This is a genomic window from Aerococcus kribbianus (genome assembly GCF_026805545.1).
In the GTDB taxonomy this organism is placed as follows: domain Bacteria; phylum Bacillota; class Bacilli; order Lactobacillales; family Aerococcaceae; genus Aerococcus; species Aerococcus kribbianus.
Window position 1 is genome coordinate 66,559 of sequence record NZ_JAPRFR010000002.1, and the last position, 17,068, is coordinate 83,626.

Genomic DNA, 17,068 nt, shown 5'->3' on the forward strand with positions numbered 1-17,068 from the left:
ATTGGAGTAAAATAATCACTGCCTTTGACCGCATTCGTGCAGTTCCCCTTAATTTTCTCCCCTTGCAGCCGCGGGATACTCATTCACCATTCTAGTGTTGAACTGTTGACGAGCTTGCTTCAAAGTTGCTGCATTATTTTACACAAAGACTAGAATAACCGAATCTCCTAATAATGTCAAGGTTAAATTTGCGAAATAAAATCTAAGGTTAGTTTTGCTGAATTCTTACCTGCCTGATCAATAAATTCATCAAATAAGATATTGGCATCCTGGCTGGCAGTATCAGAAATAGCTCGAATAATAAGACAAGGGATATTAAATTGATAAGCTACTTGGGCGATAGCTGCGCCTTCCATTTCCGTACATTGAGCACGCGGGAAGTCAGCCTTAATTTGTGCTAAAACTCGATTGTCGGCAATAAACGAATCACCAGTTAATACTAAGCCACTATGGACAGTATAATCATGAGATTGAAATACTTTTTCAATCGCTTGAGACCATTGTTGGCTTGTTGGATATTCTGCCGGCATTTGGGGAATTTGACCTGGCTCATAACCAAAGGCTTGGGCATCAGCGTCATGGTACCTGGTAGCATCAGAGATAACAATATCCCCCACTGATAATTCCGGGTTAACCGCGCCTGCTGATCCTGAATTAATCAATAAATCAGGTGTTTCTTGTGCCAAGACCGTAGCTGCAATCGCGGCATTGACTTTGCCAATTCCTGATTCCACAAAAATAATCTGATGGCCCTTAAAAGTGGCTTCCCACCAGGTCAAATGGGCTAAGTGATGTTCCTTCTCAATCATTAAATGTTTACGGTAATAGGTAATTTCTGCTTGCATAGCAGCAATTATAGCTATTTTCATTTAGACCTCCTAAAAAAAGAAAGCAATAACAGTAAGAATTATAATTCCTAGTATCAAAACCCCGATACCAATGTTCAAGAATTGAGCCATTTTATTAGCGCCAAAATACTCTCGCCAAGAACTATCATCTTGCTTGCTTGGATTATCTTGACTATGGCGACGCTGATCAGTCGGCCTGTCTTTACTCTGTTGATCTCTCTCTACATTTGACTCAGTTTGTAGGTGAGTTTCTTGAGCGCTTTTTTTAGGCGCTTCTTCTGGATCAGAATTTTCTGCAGCCATCTTTTCTAAATAAGCTTGGATTTCTCTTTGATCAAGTTTTAATTCTCGCGTATAAAAACGGCGCTTATTGGGTTCATATTCCTTTTCCCGATTTTTAAAGTGAAATTCTGGTATAGGTTTGCTTTGACTTGCTGACGGCTCCTTGCTGTTTCGGTTTTGAAACTTCTCCCGATTTTTTTGTTCGCGATAAGCTTTACGCGTCATAATAGTATCTTTTTTGTCAGACATTTTAGTCACCCTTCTCATTTGCTAACCGTTGAATATCCCATTGATTAATCGCATATATGGTTTTCATATCACAAATTTCTCCTTGAGCGATCGCCGCATGGGCTTGTTCATGATTGAGATAATGTAATTCAATATGCTCATCATCGTCTTGGTCTGGTGCTTGGTCTAAGCTATAAATATTTTGGCTAGAAAAAATAGTAATTTTTTCATCTAAAAAACCAGGTGACGTATAAAAGCTATCTAACTCTTGCCAATCATTAGCTGCCAATTGTGTTTCTTCTGCTAGTTCACGCTTAGCCGCTTGTAATAAATCTTCACCAGGGTCAACCAAACCCGCAGGAATTTCTAGAATAGGCTTTTCAATGGCCTTACGGTATTGTTTCACTAGAACAATTTGGTCATCTTGGATTGCTAATATCCCTACAGCTGGTGCGTGACGAATCACTTCACGCTTGGCATGTTGGCCATTAAAAATTTCTACAGTATGCTCTTCCAAGTCAATTAATTGACCTTGGAAAATTGTTTTCTTGTCTATAGTTTTTTCTTGAAATTTCATGGGCTCAACTCCTTTAATCAATGAATGTTTCTTTAATTATCTTGACCTATCATCACTCCAATTAAATCATTCCTAAGTCCGATTCATCTTCTAACTCACCTTGCTAAACTGATATTATAGAAAGTAGGTGGTAGGATGATGAAGCAAAATCCCTTGATTATTGGAGTGGGCATCATTGCAGGATTGGCCTTTTTGGGGGCCGTTCACCAAGAGTCTCTCATAGGAATGGTTCTTGCCATTAGCGGTTTTACACTAGCCTTATTTTACTATTTTTATAGGCAAAAAGATAGTTTAGCACAAAAGCCAACTCTTGATAATAACAAATTGACCCACTATCGGTCGCATGGCTTATCAGATCATGATATAAACTTTTTTAGACAAGAAATGCAAAAAACAACTCAGTCAATCCATCAAATCATGACTGAAGTCAACCAAGACCGTCACTTAAAAATGCTCTTTAGTCGTCACAATGGTATCGCTCTACTCCAAAATTTTTGCCAAGCTTTAATTCAGCAACCTGAACGCTTAAGTGATGCTTCAACCTACATTTACAAGGACTTACCTGACCTTCGAGCAGAACTGATCCACTACCACCAAATAGACTCTAAAACTATGAGTTATTATGATTGCGTCATTGCTAAACGACAAAGTAAGCAAAGAATCAACCAATACCTCAGTGACATCGCTGAGGCTTATAATTATTTTAATAGAAAGGAAAGTCAAAATGACCAATGAAGATAATAAAGAATTAATTGATGACTTGTTAGCTCAACCCTTTATCGAGACTAATAATCCGTTAGATCTAGCAGATAATGATAAGCCCCAAGAAAGCCTTTATCAAGGTCTCAGCGAAAAACGGCAAAAACAAGCTCAAGCTCTAGCCAAGCAAATCGATCAAAACAATCAAGATGCCATCGTAAGTTATGGAAGCCAGGCTCAAAAGCAACTCAGCCACTTTAGTCATGAGATGATTTCCGAAGTAAAAAGCAAAGACTTAGGCGAAATTGGTGACAATTTGCGCGAGTTGATGACCCGCTTAGATAAGTCCGACCCTAAAGAATTAGCCAGCAATAACAAAGACAATCGTATCATCCGTTGGTTTAAGCAACAAAGAGCTACGGTTTATGAGCTTAACGCTAAATATCAAGATATTGGTTATCAAATTGATCGCATTGGTGAAGCCTTAAATCAGCAAAAAAATACACTATTAAACGATAATCAAAAGCTAGAACACCTCTACCAAGAAAATTATCAATACTTTGAAGCCTTAAATGTTTTTATTGCTGGAGCGCAATTGAAATTAGAGGAAATTCAAAAACAAGTTCTACCAGAAATGCGCCAACAACTCGACCAAGGAAAAAGTCAAATGGCTATTCAAGAAATGGCTGATTTAGAGGAATTTGCCAATCGTTTAGAGAAACGTATTTATGATCTCCAATTATCACGGCAAATTACTATTCAACAGGCACCACAAATTCGTTTGATTCAAAACACTAACCAAAATTTAGCAGAAAAAATCCAAGCCTCAGTGAATACAGCTATTCCCTTATGGAAAAACCAGATTGCTATCCAACTTTCACTCTTCCGACAAAAGGATGCTTTGGAAGCTCAACAAGCAGTAAATAATACAACTAACCAACTACTAAGACAAAATGCTGATATGTTAGAACAATCGACCCTTGAAACGGCACGTCAAAGTGAACGCGGTATCGTTGATATTGAAAGCTTAGAACATAGCCAAGAACGACTCCTCCATACTATTGAAGAAAGTCTTAACATTCAACAAGAGGGGCGGATGAAACGAGCCGAAGCAGAAAAATCGATGCTTGAAATGGAAAAACAACTCAAAGAAAAATTATTGAATCAGTAAAAAATAAGTCATATTATTCGTAAATATCAATCAAATGTTTTATACTATGTTTAGACGTTATGTTAAATAACTAATAATCAAAAATGAAATGGAGGCAATATTATGATTTGGTCATTAATTGTTGGTGGTGTCATCGGTTGGTTAGCTGGAGCTATTCTAGGCCGCGACGTTCCCGGTGGTATTATTGGTAATATCGTTGCAGGATTAGTAGGTTCTTGGTTGGGTAACTCCTTACCATTTGTTGCTGATCTTGGTCCTAGTGTTGGTGGAATGGTTATTATTCCTACTCTTATTGGGGCAATTTTAGTTATCGTAATTTTCTCATGGATTGCTAAAACTTTAGCCAAATAATTTTTACAAATAATTTTACAGGGTGTGTCAGCGTCTCAAAGATGACTGGCACACCCTTTTTTATATGAGAGAAGCCCCGTAGATCAGACCAAATATTGGCCAATCTACGGGGCTTAAGTATGCCAGAAACATTTTATGATTATTAAAAGATTAGATTACTTATTGCAAAGAAACATTAACAGCTTGAGGGCCATTCTTTCCTTCAGCAATATCGAATACTACTTCTTGTTCTGGAAATAATTCTGTCAAATCGCCTGATAGCGCAGAGACATGAACAAATAAGTCACCTTCCTCTGGAAAATCTGGTAGTTCAATAAAACCAAAGCCTTTTTCGCTATCGAATATTTTTACTAGACCATAATAATGTGACATAACTATTCCTCATTTTCTGCTAAGGCTTCTGGGAAATGATTGATTACAATATTTGCACATCGTTGACATAATTGTGGTGCTTCTTCAATTGTACCCACTTCTGGACGATAAGCCCGACACCGTTGACACTCTTGGCCTTCAGCAGTTTGTACTACTAAGGCATAGTGGTCGTAATTATCTACTTTTTCCGGCGCTTGGTCTAAATCTTTAATTTCTACTTGGGATACAATTAAATAAGTAGCTAAGTTTTCACCAATATCAGCTAGTAAAGATTGCGTATGGTCATCAGCATAAATAACAAGTTTAGCTTGTAAGGATTTACCAATACGTTTGTCTTCGCGAGCTGCTTCCAAGGATTTATTAACATTATCACGGAAAGTTAAGAAAGCTGGCCACAATTCGTTGAGTTGGTCGTGGTTGCTATAGCTTTCAACTTCTGGAAAATCAGCTAATTGTACATAATCCTCTTCTTCATCCAAATAAGACCAAATTTCTTCAGTGGTATGTGGGATAATTGGCGTTAATAAGATTGTTAGTTTACGGACTACTTCATACATTACTGTCTGCATGTTACGCCGCTTAGGATCATCTGCCAACTCAATATAGGTAACATCCTTAGAATAATCCATATAGAAGTTAGACATTTGTAAGGTGAGGAAGTTCAAAATTGTTTGACTTACACCCATGAAGTCATAACGATCATAGGCAGAACGGACTTCTTTCACGACTTCATTCAATTGATTCAACATAAATTGATCAATAGGATCCAAATCTTCATATGGCACATAATTGGCTGCTGAATCAAAATCAGCAATATTACCTAACATAAAGCGTATAGTGTTACGAATTCGCCGATAAGACTCGGCCACTTGACCTAAAATTTCATCAGAAATTCTCACATCATAATATGAATCCACAGAAGCCACCCATAAACGAAGAATATCTGCACCTCGTTGACCGACTACATCATTTGGCGAAACCGTATTACCGATTGATTTAGACATCTTACGTCCTTCACCATCGTTAACAAAGCCTTGTGATAAAACAGATTTATATGGCGCTTGATCATTAACGGCAATTGATGTCAATAAGCTTGAGTTAAACCAACCACGGTATTGGTCAGAACCCTCTAAGTACATATCAGCTGGGAATTGTAATTCTTCCCGGGCACGTAAGACACCGTGGTGAGAGGAACCAGAGTCAAACCAAACATCCATTATATCCTTCTCCTTAGTGAATTCACCATTAGGAGAGCCAGGATGAGTAAAACCTGTAGGAAGTAGATCTTTGGCTTCTCTTTCAAACCAAACATTCGAACCAAACTCAGCAAATAAATTAGCCACATGAGCAATGGTTTCCGGTGTACAGATTTCACTACCATCTTCAGCGTAGAAAATTGGTAAAGGTACACCCCATGCACGTTGACGAGAAATTACCCAATCTCCACGCCCTTCAATCATGTTATAGATACGACGTTGGCCAGAAGGATGTATCCAATTCACATCATGCTCAATAGCTGATAAGGTTCGTTCCTTAATTTGATCAACTGAACAGAACCATTGCGGCGTGGCGCGATAAATAACTGGTTTTTTTGTTCGCCAATCATGAGGATAAGAGTGAATAAATTTGCTTTCTTTTAGCAAAGCACCCTTATTCGCTAATAATTCTACGATCTCAGCATTGGCATCAGCATAGAACTTGCCTTCTAAGCCTGGAGCTTCACTAGTAAATTTACCTTGACCATCAACAGGACTAAGAATGTCTAAATTGTAAGCTTTGGCAGCATAATAGTCATCTTCCCCGTGACCACCCGCAGTATGAACTAAACCAGTACCAGAATCAGCCGTCACGTGTTCACCTAGAATTAATAGTGACTCACGATCATAGAATGGGTGTTCTGCCACTAAGTATTCAAGTTCTTGCCCTTTGACAGTAGAAACCACTTCAACGTCTTCCCAAGCAAGTTCTTGACTCACTGCTTCTAATAACTCAGCAGCCACTAAATAATGTTGGCCAGCCACTAATACCACCTGATAGTCAAAATTAGGATGCACTGCAACAGCAGTATTAGCCGGTAGAGTCCAAGGTGTGGTGGTCCATATCACTAATTTAGTGTCTTCAGGAATTTTACCCTTACTATCCTTCAAGTCAAAGGTAATATAAATGCTATAAGATTCCACATCTTTATACTCAACTTCAGCTTCTGCCAGAGTTGATTCTGAAGATGGTGACCAGTAAACAGGTTTAAGGCCTTTATAAATTAGTCCCTTGGCAAACATATCTCCAAATAAGCGGACTTGTTGCGCCTCATATTCTGGGTCCAATGTTACATATGGGTTTTCCCAGTCTCCTGCTACTCCTAGACGTTTGAAATCCTCACGTTGTCCTTCAATTTGTTTCCAAGCATACTCTTCGCATAAACGCCGAAATTCTGCCACCGTCATCGACTTACGGTCTACACCTTCATTAGTTAGAGCTTGTTCAATAGGCAAGCCATGAGTATCCCAACCTGGAACATAGGGTGCCCGATAACCAGTCATTGATTTTTCCCGTACAATAATGTCCTTGGTAATCTTATTCATGGCGTGTCCGATATGGATATTTCCGTTAGCATATGGGGGACCATCGTGCAAAATAAATGGGGTTTTATCTTTATTCTTTTCTTGTCGTTGCCAGTAAACACCAGCTTCTTCCCATTCTTTTTGTCGTTCCACTTCTTTAACTGCTAAATTCCCACGCATAGGGAATTTTGTTTTTCCAAGATTTAATGTCTCTTTCATCTTCATTGCTTCCATCTCCTTTATACAAAAAAGACCTCATCCCAAGGGACGAGGTCATCGTGGTACCACCCAAATTTATAGCACTATAGGCTACATCTCATCGCCTTAACGCGGCATACGCCGATAGCTTCGGTCACTCCTGGCTGATAATAACCTTTCTTGGCTTACTCCCTTTCAGCTCTAGGGGAGATTCTCTAAAAACTAGGCAAAGATTATTGTAGTCCATTCTTCATGAAACTTATAAACTAAAATTATCTTACAATAAAAGCAAAATTTTGGCAAGATTCAACCTCGAAATTTCTACTCGGAATCACTTTTATCAAACTCTTCACCTTGATCATCTTTGCTTTGTTCAGTTGCTGCTTCCAGTTCAACTGCTTCGTCGTCAGTTTCCTCGTCAATCTTTTCTACATCAGTAGAAGTTTGACTCATTTTAGCAGCTTCCTCTTCATTTGGTGCTTTGGCTTCAGGATATAGGGCTTCCTCACCTTGAGATTGTAAGATACGTTGGGCTTCTTCAGATAAGACAGCCGGTTTATCATTGTTAAAGAACGCTTCTTTTTCTTGTTCTTTCTCAACCACTTTTTCTTGGTTAGCTAAAATATCTTGTCCTTGATGGTTTCTCACAGGTAAGTCTAAGTCAGCTAAGATATTATCCAAGACCGGTGTCTCGACTTGGCTACTTGGATCTTGATCAAAGTATTCAGCCCAACGAGGGTTCTCAAACATCTCCTTGGCTTGAATTGCCATACCTAAACTTTGGTGCAAATACATGCGGGCTGCTTCTTGAAGTTGATTGCTTTCTCGGTTGACCTCGCTTGCATTTTGTGCGGCTTGGGTGAGGATATCTTGGGCTGTTTCTTCAGCTTGCTTGACAATCATTTCAGCCTCATCCAAAGCAGCATTACGCAAGCGATCTGCTGCTTCTTGAGCCACAACAATGGAACGATTCAGGGTTTCTGATTTTTTGTGAAATTCATCTAATTCAGCATTCCGTTCATAGAGTTCTTGTTGTAAACGTTGGTTGTCCGTTTCCAGGTTATCCATAGTCCGGGCGACATCTTTTAAAAAGTCATCCACTGCTTGACGTTCGTAACCCGACACTTTCTTTTTGAAGTTTTTATTTTTTACATCATTTGCTTTCATTTGCTGACCTCCTTATTTATTAGCAATAATTCCTAATTGAATACGTTGCTTACCTTTACGCGTCACTTGACCTATGTCATCAAGACGTAAGCGTCCATAGCCTCTAACCGAAATAATATCACCCAAGTGGATATCATTATTAGCTGATTCAGTAAGCAACCAGTTAATTTTTACTGCTCCCGCTGTAATCAAATTTTTAGCCTTAGCCCGAGAAATATGCCAAGCCTCGCTAATTACAGCATCCAAACGCAAGGAACTAACTAGGGCCTCTCGTACTGTCCAATCCGACTGGGCCGAAATAATTTGTTCGGCATTAGTCAAGCAATCAAAACTTACCGGACTACGACCAATCCGTTTAACTTCCATACTAAGGTAATCTGCAATTGTTTCATCAACAAAAAACTGCCATACCTCATCATGATTAATGATATCGCCCAAGCGATTACGTTTGATCCCAGATTTGAGAATTGCGCCTAATATCTGCCGGTGCTCCAAATGATGAAACTTTCTAGGATAGTCAATTTCAATAGCTAACAAGGAAAAATCATCATACTGCCAAGTAAAATAGTTGGGAGCTATAAGACAGCGCTGGTTTTCTGCTTCAGGATATCCTCCCCAAAAGACATAATAAAAATCATCTGATTTGCCTAAAATTTGACTCAAAACTATTCGTTGACGAGGATTCAAGAAAGGAGTTAAAACCGGTGCATAAGTACTAGTCACTTGATCTTGCCAATCTAAAACCTTATCGATAAATTCTTGTTCACTAGGATGAAAATGTTGTAACACTTGGTCTGAAGCCACAATTGCCACTACTTTCTAATCAATAGTAGTTTTATTATACAAGAAACCACTCTAAGACCCAAACTTAAAGACAAGCCGACCCTACAATTGCGATCTCAACTAAGAGATAAATAGTTGTATATCACAAAGAGGCTGGGACTTTCCCCAGCCTCTCTCACTAATAATTAATTTATAAGAAAACTAATAAGCCCCGAGAAGCTAAATTCAATACTAAAATACCAATAATGACATTAAAGCTTACACCACCTATTGAGGGAATAATCGCATCAAAAATACTGAGATAAGGTTCAGCTAGGCGTGCTACGATTTGACCCAATTTAGATTCGCGTGCTTGTGGAAACCATGACATTAGGGCATAAACCACTAAAACTAGGGTATAGTAATAGATTAAACGTTGTAAGAGACCAACAATAGAATAAATAGTAATTCTTCCTTTCACAATCAATCTTGTGGTTGAAACATAATAGAACCTAAACGAACATAGCTTGCCCCTGCTGCTACTGCCATTTCAAAGTCGCGACTCATTCCCATTGATAATTCTTTACATGGAGAATTAGCGAGGCCTAATTGAACGACTCGGTCCCTAAGCTGCGCTAAACGACTAAAGTAGGTCATACATTCTTCGGCATTAGCTTGACTAGGGGCCATCGTCATTAATCCTACTACTTCAATGTGATCATAATCAGTGAGTGACTCAACAAAGTCAAGCAATTGACTGGGAGCTAAACCATGTTTACTTGCTTCTCCAGACACATTAACTTGAATAAAACACTTAACTTGAGCCTGGGCATGCTTTTGGATTTCCTTGGCAATTTTCAAGCGGTCAAGGGCATGGTAATAGCTAATACGATTAACCACCGATTTGACCTTTCGACTTTGTAAGTTCCCAATATAGTGCCAGACAATATCATCTGGCAAGTTGGCTTGCTTCTCCAATAAAGATTCAGGACGGTTTTCTGCAAAGTGACGAATACCACAATGATAAAGCTCTCGAGTTTCTTGAACACTATGGTACTTAGAAACGCAAATCAGCGTGACATGTCGAAAAGACTGTCCCGCTGATTTTTGCCGTGCCTGATCAATCCGGTCCTGGATAGCAGCCACTCTCTCCATTGGCGTCATATTAACGACGACGCTTTCTAAAGAATGGAGGGGTATCTAATTCATCGTCATCATTGATGTCATTGTCATAAGAATGATTATCACTGTAGTTATTACTTGGGCGATTATTGAAACTTTGTTGACGTTCACGATCCCGTGATCCATCCCAGTCATCAAACATATCGCGTCCTTCATTACTTTGTCGTGGTGCAGTTTGTTTTTCTTCGAATTTTTCAGGACGATTAGAAATTTCGCGACGAGCATTATTAGCTGAGAAGGCAGAATGACCCCCGTTACGAGCAGCTTTCTTTTCTTCACGACGCTTTTCAGTATCAATACCAGTTGCGATTACAGTAACAACAACCTCATCTTCTAATGAGTTATTGATTGTTGTACCGAAGATGATATTCACTTCGGAAGAGGAAGCCGCAGCTACAATATCAGCAGCATCTTGGGCTTCAAATAAGGTCATATCTTCGCCACCAGTAATGTTCAATAGAATTTGTTCGGCACCATCAATAGAAACTTCCAATAATGGAGAAGAAATAGCCTTCTTGGTCGCATCAGCTGTCCGGTTTTCACCACTAGACATACCAATACCCATTAAAGCAGTCCCTTGGTTTTCCATTACTGTACGAACATCGGCAAAGTCCAAGTTAACGTAACCGGGTGCAGTAATAAGGTCAGAAATACCTTGTACCCCTTGACGTAAAACATTGTCTGCTTCACCAAAGGCTTCACGAATTGGTGTCTTCTTATCAACAATTTCCATTAATCGGTTGTTAGAAATGGTTACTAAAGTATCCACGTGTTGCTTCATTTCAGCAATACCTTCTGCAGCTGAACGCCCACGTTTAGGACCTTCAAAGGTAAATGGACGAGTGACAACACCAACAGTTAAGGCACCAATTTCTTCCTTGGCAATGCGAGCAACAATAGGTGCCGCTCCGGTACCAGTTCCCCCACCCATACCAGCTGTAATAAAGATAAGGTCAGCACCTTCTAATGCTTCCTTGATTTGATCTTCACTTTCTTCGGCGGCTTTTTTACCAACTTCTGGTTGCGCACCTGCACCTAAGCCACGAGTCGATTTAGGGCCTAATTGAATTTTAACATCTGCGTTTGAATTTTTTAACGCTTGTGTATCAGTATTAGCGACAATAAACTCTACACCGCCAACGTTTTCCTCAATCATACGGTTAACGGCATTGTTACCCCCACCACCAACACCGACTACCTTGATATTGGCGTTATTCTCGTCAATTAATTGATTATCAAATTCGAATTCCATGTTTAATCCTCCTGAATCTTTATTTAGCTAAATAGTTCGTCAAAAAAGTCTTTGGCTTTTTGTAATAGTCCTTCATCTGCTCCTTCTTCCTTAACAGGTGCAACGGATGAATGATCTTCCGTATGATGAGGACTAAGCGACTGAGTAGGTGCAGGTTCGTCAAAACCTGCTTGGCTTAACTCTTGGTTAGGCTCACTAGCAATAGACCGCATTTGACTAGTTTTTTCCTTATGGTGACTTGTTTGCGTATTTTGGTCATATTTTTGGGCCACATGGTGAATATCATCTAAACGTGCACCGTATTCAATTAGACCAACCGCTGTCGTATAAACCGGATTACGCAAACCAACATAGTCAGGAACATAAGCTCTCACTTCAACACCTAGGACTTCTTCAGCCAAGTCTAAGGCGCCAGGTAAGGTAGCTGCTCCACCCGTAATGACCACTCCACCTGGTAAGGCAAAGGCTTCGATTTGATCAAGCGGATGCTTAATGGTTTCAAAAATTTGCCGTAAGCGAGCTTCAATGATTTCAGACAAATAATGTTCGTCAATCCGTACTGGTTCACGTTTACCAATGGTCTCAACTGGGAATAGTTCACTCTCACTGGTATCTGCGGGTAAAGCGTAACCAAATTCACGTTTAATCCGTTCAGCGTTATCTATTGTTGTGTTCAGTATAGTGGAAATATCTTTGGTTACATATTCGCCACCTTCATGGTCTACATAAGAAAATTTAAGTAGGTTATCATGGAAAACTGAAACAGAGGTTTGTCCTCCACCCATATCAATCAGAATAGTACCAAATTCGCGTTCACTCTGACTAAGAGCAGCATAGGCATTAGCATAAGGTTGGACAACAAATTCAGAGATGTCCAGACCAGCCTTATTGACGCAACGCTTAATGTTATGAATCAAGGTTTTAGGGCCAGTCACCAAATCAGCATAAAGTTCTAAACGAACACCAATCATTCCACGCGGGTCTTTAATGCCATCAAATCCGTCAACGATAAATTCTTCAGGAATCACAGAAATGATTTCTCGTTCCGGTGGTACGGCTCTTACTTTAGCTGCTTGAAAGACATTAGCAATATCTGTGTCCGTGATCTCGCGATTTTCACTGGCAACAGCAATCATTCCATAACAAGGTTCAATATTGACTTGATTACTTGGGACCCCCACAATAACTTGGGAAATTTCTTGGTTTGATTTTTGTTCGGCTTGTTTAATTGCCTTTTGAATAGCTGCTACTGTTTTATCAATATCAACGATAACACCACGGCTCAAACCTTCTGACTTTTCACTACCTACTCCAATAACATTTAATTGTTGGTTCATATATTCTGCGACGACAACTTTTATTGAAGTGGTTCCAATATCTAAACTAACATAAATTTCTGGTTGAACCATGTTATTGAAACCTCCTATTTCCATTTTAAATTTTTAGTCTATATCGTAATTATTTTAACATAAGTCCACTTGTTTACCAAAGTGTATTTGCCCAAATATAACATTTAAAAAACCTCTAAACTAATCATAGCATTAGTTAGAGGTTTTAGAAACTCAAGAGACCTTAATTTTCGCCGTTTTGATTGACTTGCTCACTAGTTACTGCCGGATCAGACGAGCTAACTTGGTTAGAATTGGCACTGCTTTCACTGCCCTCACTATCATTAGAGTCATTAGCACTACCATCATTAGCATTATTTTGACTATCAGAAGGATTGTTTGTGGTCTCTTCTTGGTCACTGTTGCCAGCTAGGTCTCTGCTTTCTTCCCCGACCTCATCTTCTGTTGATGGATTAGCAGCTTCGTATTCAGCCTTTTCATCGTCTGTAGCAAAAGGATTATTTGCTGGGGTCAATTCTTGATAGAAAACTCCGACTTGCATATCTAGCAATCCGGTTTGACCATCTAACTGTTTAGTAATTGAATCATAATATTGCAACTTGCTGGCAAAAGAATTTAACAAACCAAGGACAATATTGCCATCTCGCATTTTTAAAGCGACAGTTAATTCATTATTCCCCTGATCTTGGGCGTGGATGCTGGCGATTTGCGCTAAAACATCATCAGGTAGAGCCGCCAATTGTTTACTCATTTCAGCAATTTCTTGATCATCAAAGCCCACAAGCAAGGGACGATCATTAGGCAATTGCGACAATTCATCCTTGATAATCATTTCATTTTCTAAAAGTGGGTAGTAGAAATCTTCAATTTGCACATAAGCTAATTGACGAAACTCTTCCACGACTAGTTTTACATCATTCCACCCTTCTTGGTGGATAGATAAGGTCTTAAGACGAGGCATAGTGTCAATCGTATAGTTCTCAATATCACTACGGTTGGCTTTCAGATACCAAGTCGTCATCCTTTGATTTAAACCAGCTGTATTAATAATTTCATCTGCTTCTAATACTTCTTGATTCTGTACTTGAATGTCACCTAGGTGGTGCCATGGACTAAGTAAATAAAGAGAAAAAAGCATCAAGATAAGAGGCAAGGCTAAAATTCCCCATTGTCGAGCAGATAAAGTAGCTATGCCATTAACAGAATGCCGAGGCTTTTCTGTTTTCGCTTTCTGCCCATTAGGAGCAGACCGACGAGGAAGAAATTTAGTCAATTTACTGGTGAACTTTTCATCATCACTTGCTCGTGCTGAAAGCCAATCGCTATTCTTATCGTGATCAAAGTCCGCAGAATGATTCTGCTCGGTTTCATCATCATTAGCAAGCTCGACTGGGTTCGACTGCTTTTTAGCAGCCAAACGTCGCTTCTGACTAGGACGTAAAACCTTGCTTGACTGACTAGTCTCCATGCCCTCACCATCAGACTGCTTAGCATTGGGATCGACACGATCAACCCTATCTTGGTTAGCAGTTGATTCTTCTTCGGATGACTGGTACTTATCCCAATCCATGGCTTCCCTCTTTTCTAAATAATGGATTCAATTGCGGCAATTAATAGGTCGGTAGCATTAGGATAACCTACTGACTGAGCATTTTGACTCATTATCCGACGCCTATCATCATCGCCCATCAGTTGATCAATAGCTTGTAACAGCCTGTCAGGTGTGAGCTCCGCTTCTAATAGCATTTCCGCCCCATCGACCTCAACTAAGGAGCGAGCGTTATATTCTTGATGATTTTCAGTGACATTAGGGCTAGGAATTAAAATACTAGGCGTTCCTAGTGCTGTTAATTCTGTTAGGGTAGTTGCCCCTGAACGACAAACCACCAAATCAATAGTATTAAATAATTCTGGCATATTATCGATATAAGCTTGTACTTTAATATTATCCCACTGGTTAAAATCAGCAAATTTCTGAGCAAATTCTTCGTAATACACCGCACCAGATGCTACTAGAACTTGATAATCTCGTTGCTCCAGCTGTGGAATGATTGCAGCCAAGGCCTCATTAATTTTCAAAGCACCACGACTTCCGCCAAAAATTAAAACGGTTGGTCGCCCATTTTTTAAGCCATATGCCGTCAAGTCAGCTTTTTCTGAAATATTGGCCACTTCTTGGGCACGAGGATTACCAGTAACCACGATTTTTTCCGGATACTTGGCAAAATCCTTCCGTACACGCTCAAAGGCAATAGCAATTTTATCGACATAACGACTCAAGAACTTATTAGAAATCCCCGCTACCGAATTTTGTTCATGAATTATAGTAGGAACATTTAAGCGACTGGCTGCATATAGAACTGGGGCACAAACATAGCCTCCTGTTCCGACAACAACGTCAGGCTTAAAATCTTTAATTAATTGTTTAGCCCGACGCACGGCGCTAAGCATTAACCATACTGTTTTGACGTTATCCAATGAAATAGACCGTCTAAGTCCCTGGATGTCCACCGTTTCAAAAGGAATCCCGGTTTTAGGAATCAATTCTGCTTCTAAACCTTTTTTGGTGCCAACATAGAGAAATTCAGCATCAGGGTATTTATTTTTCAATTCTTTTTGCAAAGCTAGGGCTGGATAAATATGACCTCCTGTTCCCCCGCCTGATAATAGTACACGCATATCGCTGCTCCTTTATTTGTGTATTAACTCCTGTACTGCTTGGATAAAACAATCGCCACGTTCTTCAAAACTATTGTATTGGTCCCAGGAGGCATTAGCTGGTGACAAAAGAATTGTATCGCCTTCTTGAGAATGAGCATAGGCTAAGTCCACAATATGAGTCATTTCTTCTGCTTGTCCAAAAACAGGAATAGCTAATTTCTCTGCTAAGTCAATTAATTTTTCCTTGGATTCACCAAATACAATCATCCCTTTAACATGTTTGAGATAAGGGGCCAAGGCCTCAACACTGTTACCACGGTCAAGACCACCAGCTAACCAAATCACTGGACTAGTAAAACTCTTAAGCGCAGTGATAGTAGCTTCATTGTTGGTTGCCTTAGAGTCATTAAAGAATGCCCGTCCTTGATAGTCCTGTACAAATTGCAGACGATGACTAACACCATAGAAATTTGCTAAAGCCTTTTGAATACTAGCATTATCGACAGCATATAACTTAGCAATAGCCACAGCAACTAAGGCATTAGCCACATTATGATTGCCTGGCAAAGGAAAAAGTTCACGATCAGCCACTTTCTCATCTTGCCACATCAAGGCTTTTTCTTGGCGATTATACCAAGCTCCTTGGTCGAGTTTTTGCTCTAGGGAAAACGGAATAATTGCCGCCTTCGTATGGTAAGATTCTCCTGACCATTGCTCTTGATCTGCATTTAAAATCAAGTAATCCTCTGCTTCTTGGTTAGCTGTAATCCGCCATTTGGCTGCCTTATAAGCCGCCAAAGACCCATGATAGTCTAAATGGGAAGGATAGATATTAGTAATTGCAGCAATATGGGGGCGGAAATCTTGACTCCCTTGTAATTGGAAACTAGATAACTCCAATACTATGCGATCGTTAGTTTCAGCAGTCATCGCCACATCTAAACTGGGCACACCAATATTTCCGGCTAGATAAACATTTCCCTTATCTTGCTTGGCTTGACTCAAAATATTATAAGTGAGTTGACTAGTTGTCGTCTTTCCATTTGAACCCGTAATTCCGATAATCTCTCCAGCAGTTAAACGATAAGCACATTCGATATCAGTAATAACACTCAACCCTTTAGCCATGGCGGCCTGTATTAAGGGATTAGAATAAGGAATTCCTGGGTTCTTAACTATTAAGACAAAATCTTCCTCTAACAAGGACACAGGATGACCACCCGAGACAACCCGAATATTCTCTTCTATTAAGGATTGGGCTTGCGGATTTTCTTCAAGCGGTGCTTGGTCATTCACAGTCACTAAGGCCCCTAATTGGGTGAGATGTCTGGCAACACTCATCCCCGTCTTAGCCAACCCTAGGACTAGGACCTTTTTATTTTTAATGTCATCGGCAAATTTCATCATA

At 39.7% G+C, this 17,068-nt stretch carries 17 protein-coding genes; 3 read left to right on the top strand and 14 right to left on the bottom strand.

Annotated features, from left to right (window positions below; genetic code table 11):
* Positions 1-182: 182 nt before the first annotated feature.
* The 3 genes from OW157_RS05290 to OW157_RS05300 are packed head-to-tail and all read right to left on the bottom strand — an operon-like array spanning position 183 to position 1,935.
* Entirely contained in the window at positions 183-869 is a 687-nt protein-coding gene (locus tag OW157_RS05290; protein ID WP_268752777.1) for a 5'-methylthioadenosine/adenosylhomocysteine nucleosidase, read from the bottom strand.
* Between the two features lie 9 nt (positions 870-878).
* A complete protein-coding gene (locus OW157_RS05295) occupies positions 879-1,379 on the bottom strand; it encodes a hypothetical protein (RefSeq protein WP_268752316.1) in 501 nt (166 codons plus the stop codon).
* 1 nt (position 1,380) lies between these two features.
* On the bottom strand, positions 1,381-1,935 hold the full coding sequence (locus tag OW157_RS05300; protein ID WP_268752317.1) for an NUDIX hydrolase: 555 nt from the start codon (positions 1,933-1,935) through the stop codon (positions 1,381-1,383).
* A gap of 135 nt (positions 1,936-2,070) precedes the next feature.
* On the opposite strand from OW157_RS05300, the gene OW157_RS05305 reads away from it, so the two are divergent.
* The 3 genes from OW157_RS05305 (at position 2,071) to OW157_RS05315 (ending at position 4,156) form a co-directional block, all read left to right on the top strand.
* Positions 2,071-2,670 carry a 5-bromo-4-chloroindolyl phosphate hydrolysis family protein gene (locus tag OW157_RS05305; protein WP_268752318.1) on the top strand — a complete coding sequence of 200 codons (600 nt, stop codon included), beginning with the start codon at positions 2,071-2,073 and terminating at the stop codon, positions 2,668-2,670.
* Positions 2,660-3,805: a toxic anion resistance protein gene (locus tag OW157_RS05310; protein WP_268752319.1), complete on the top strand. Its 1,146-nt coding sequence runs from the start codon at positions 2,660-2,662 to the stop codon at positions 3,803-3,805. The genes OW157_RS05305 and OW157_RS05310 overlap by 11 nt, the downstream gene beginning before the upstream one ends.
* A gap of 102 nt (positions 3,806-3,907) precedes the next feature.
* On the top strand, positions 3,908-4,156 hold the full coding sequence (locus OW157_RS05315; protein WP_268752320.1) for a GlsB/YeaQ/YmgE family stress response membrane protein: 249 nt from the start codon (positions 3,908-3,910) through the stop codon (positions 4,154-4,156).
* Between the two features lie 159 nt (positions 4,157-4,315).
* Here the strand turns inward: OW157_RS05315 and OW157_RS05320 are convergent, their stop codons facing one another.
* The 11 genes from OW157_RS05320 to murD form a co-directional block, all read right to left on the bottom strand.
* The gene (locus tag OW157_RS05320; RefSeq protein WP_268752321.1) at positions 4,316-4,528 is read right to left on the bottom strand and encodes a cold shock domain-containing protein; all 213 of its coding nucleotides are present in this window, start codon (positions 4,526-4,528) and stop codon (positions 4,316-4,318) included.
* Between the two features lie 2 nt (positions 4,529-4,530).
* Positions 4,531-7,314: an isoleucine--tRNA ligase gene (gene ileS / locus OW157_RS05325; protein WP_268752322.1), complete on the bottom strand. Its 2,784-nt coding sequence runs from the start codon at positions 7,312-7,314 to the stop codon at positions 4,531-4,533.
* Positions 7,315-7,608: 294 nt separating this feature from the next.
* Positions 7,609-8,454 carry a DivIVA domain-containing protein gene (locus OW157_RS05330; protein ID WP_268752323.1) on the bottom strand — a complete coding sequence of 282 codons (846 nt, stop codon included), beginning with the start codon at positions 8,452-8,454 and terminating at the stop codon, positions 7,609-7,611.
* 12 nt (positions 8,455-8,466) lie between these two features.
* On the bottom strand, positions 8,467-9,258 hold the full coding sequence (locus tag OW157_RS05335; RefSeq protein ID WP_268752324.1) for a YlmH family RNA-binding protein: 792 nt from the start codon (positions 9,256-9,258) through the stop codon (positions 8,467-8,469).
* 169 nt (positions 9,259-9,427) lie between these two features.
* Complete coding sequence (locus OW157_RS05340; protein ID WP_268752325.1) at positions 9,428-9,697, bottom strand: YggT family protein; 270 nt, start codon at positions 9,695-9,697, stop codon at positions 9,428-9,430.
* Between the two features lie 2 nt (positions 9,698-9,699).
* Positions 9,700-10,371, bottom strand: coding sequence for a YggS family pyridoxal phosphate-dependent enzyme (locus OW157_RS05345; RefSeq protein ID WP_268752483.1), 672 nt, complete (start codon positions 10,369-10,371; stop codon positions 9,700-9,702).
* Positions 10,372-10,381: 10 nt separating this feature from the next.
* Positions 10,382-11,650, bottom strand: a complete 1,269-nt coding sequence (ftsZ, locus tag OW157_RS05350; protein ID WP_268752326.1) for a cell division protein FtsZ — start codon at positions 11,648-11,650, stop codon at positions 10,382-10,384.
* Between the two features lie 23 nt (positions 11,651-11,673).
* The gene (gene ftsA, locus OW157_RS05355; protein WP_268752327.1) at positions 11,674-13,059 is read right to left on the bottom strand and encodes a cell division protein FtsA; all 1,386 of its coding nucleotides are present in this window, start codon (positions 13,057-13,059) and stop codon (positions 11,674-11,676) included.
* A 163-nt stretch (positions 13,060-13,222) separates the two neighbouring features.
* Complete coding sequence (locus tag OW157_RS05360; RefSeq protein WP_268752328.1) at positions 13,223-14,569, bottom strand: cell division protein FtsQ/DivIB; 1,347 nt, start codon at positions 14,567-14,569, stop codon at positions 13,223-13,225.
* Between the two features lie 14 nt (positions 14,570-14,583).
* Positions 14,584-15,678: an undecaprenyldiphospho-muramoylpentapeptide beta-N-acetylglucosaminyltransferase gene (murG, locus tag OW157_RS05365; protein ID WP_268752329.1), complete on the bottom strand. Its 1,095-nt coding sequence runs from the start codon at positions 15,676-15,678 to the stop codon at positions 14,584-14,586.
* A gap of 12 nt (positions 15,679-15,690) precedes the next feature.
* Complete coding sequence (gene murD, locus OW157_RS05370) at positions 15,691-17,064, bottom strand: UDP-N-acetylmuramoyl-L-alanine--D-glutamate ligase (RefSeq protein ID WP_268752484.1); 1,374 nt, start codon at positions 17,062-17,064, stop codon at positions 15,691-15,693.
* Positions 17,065-17,068: the final 4 nt, after the last annotated feature.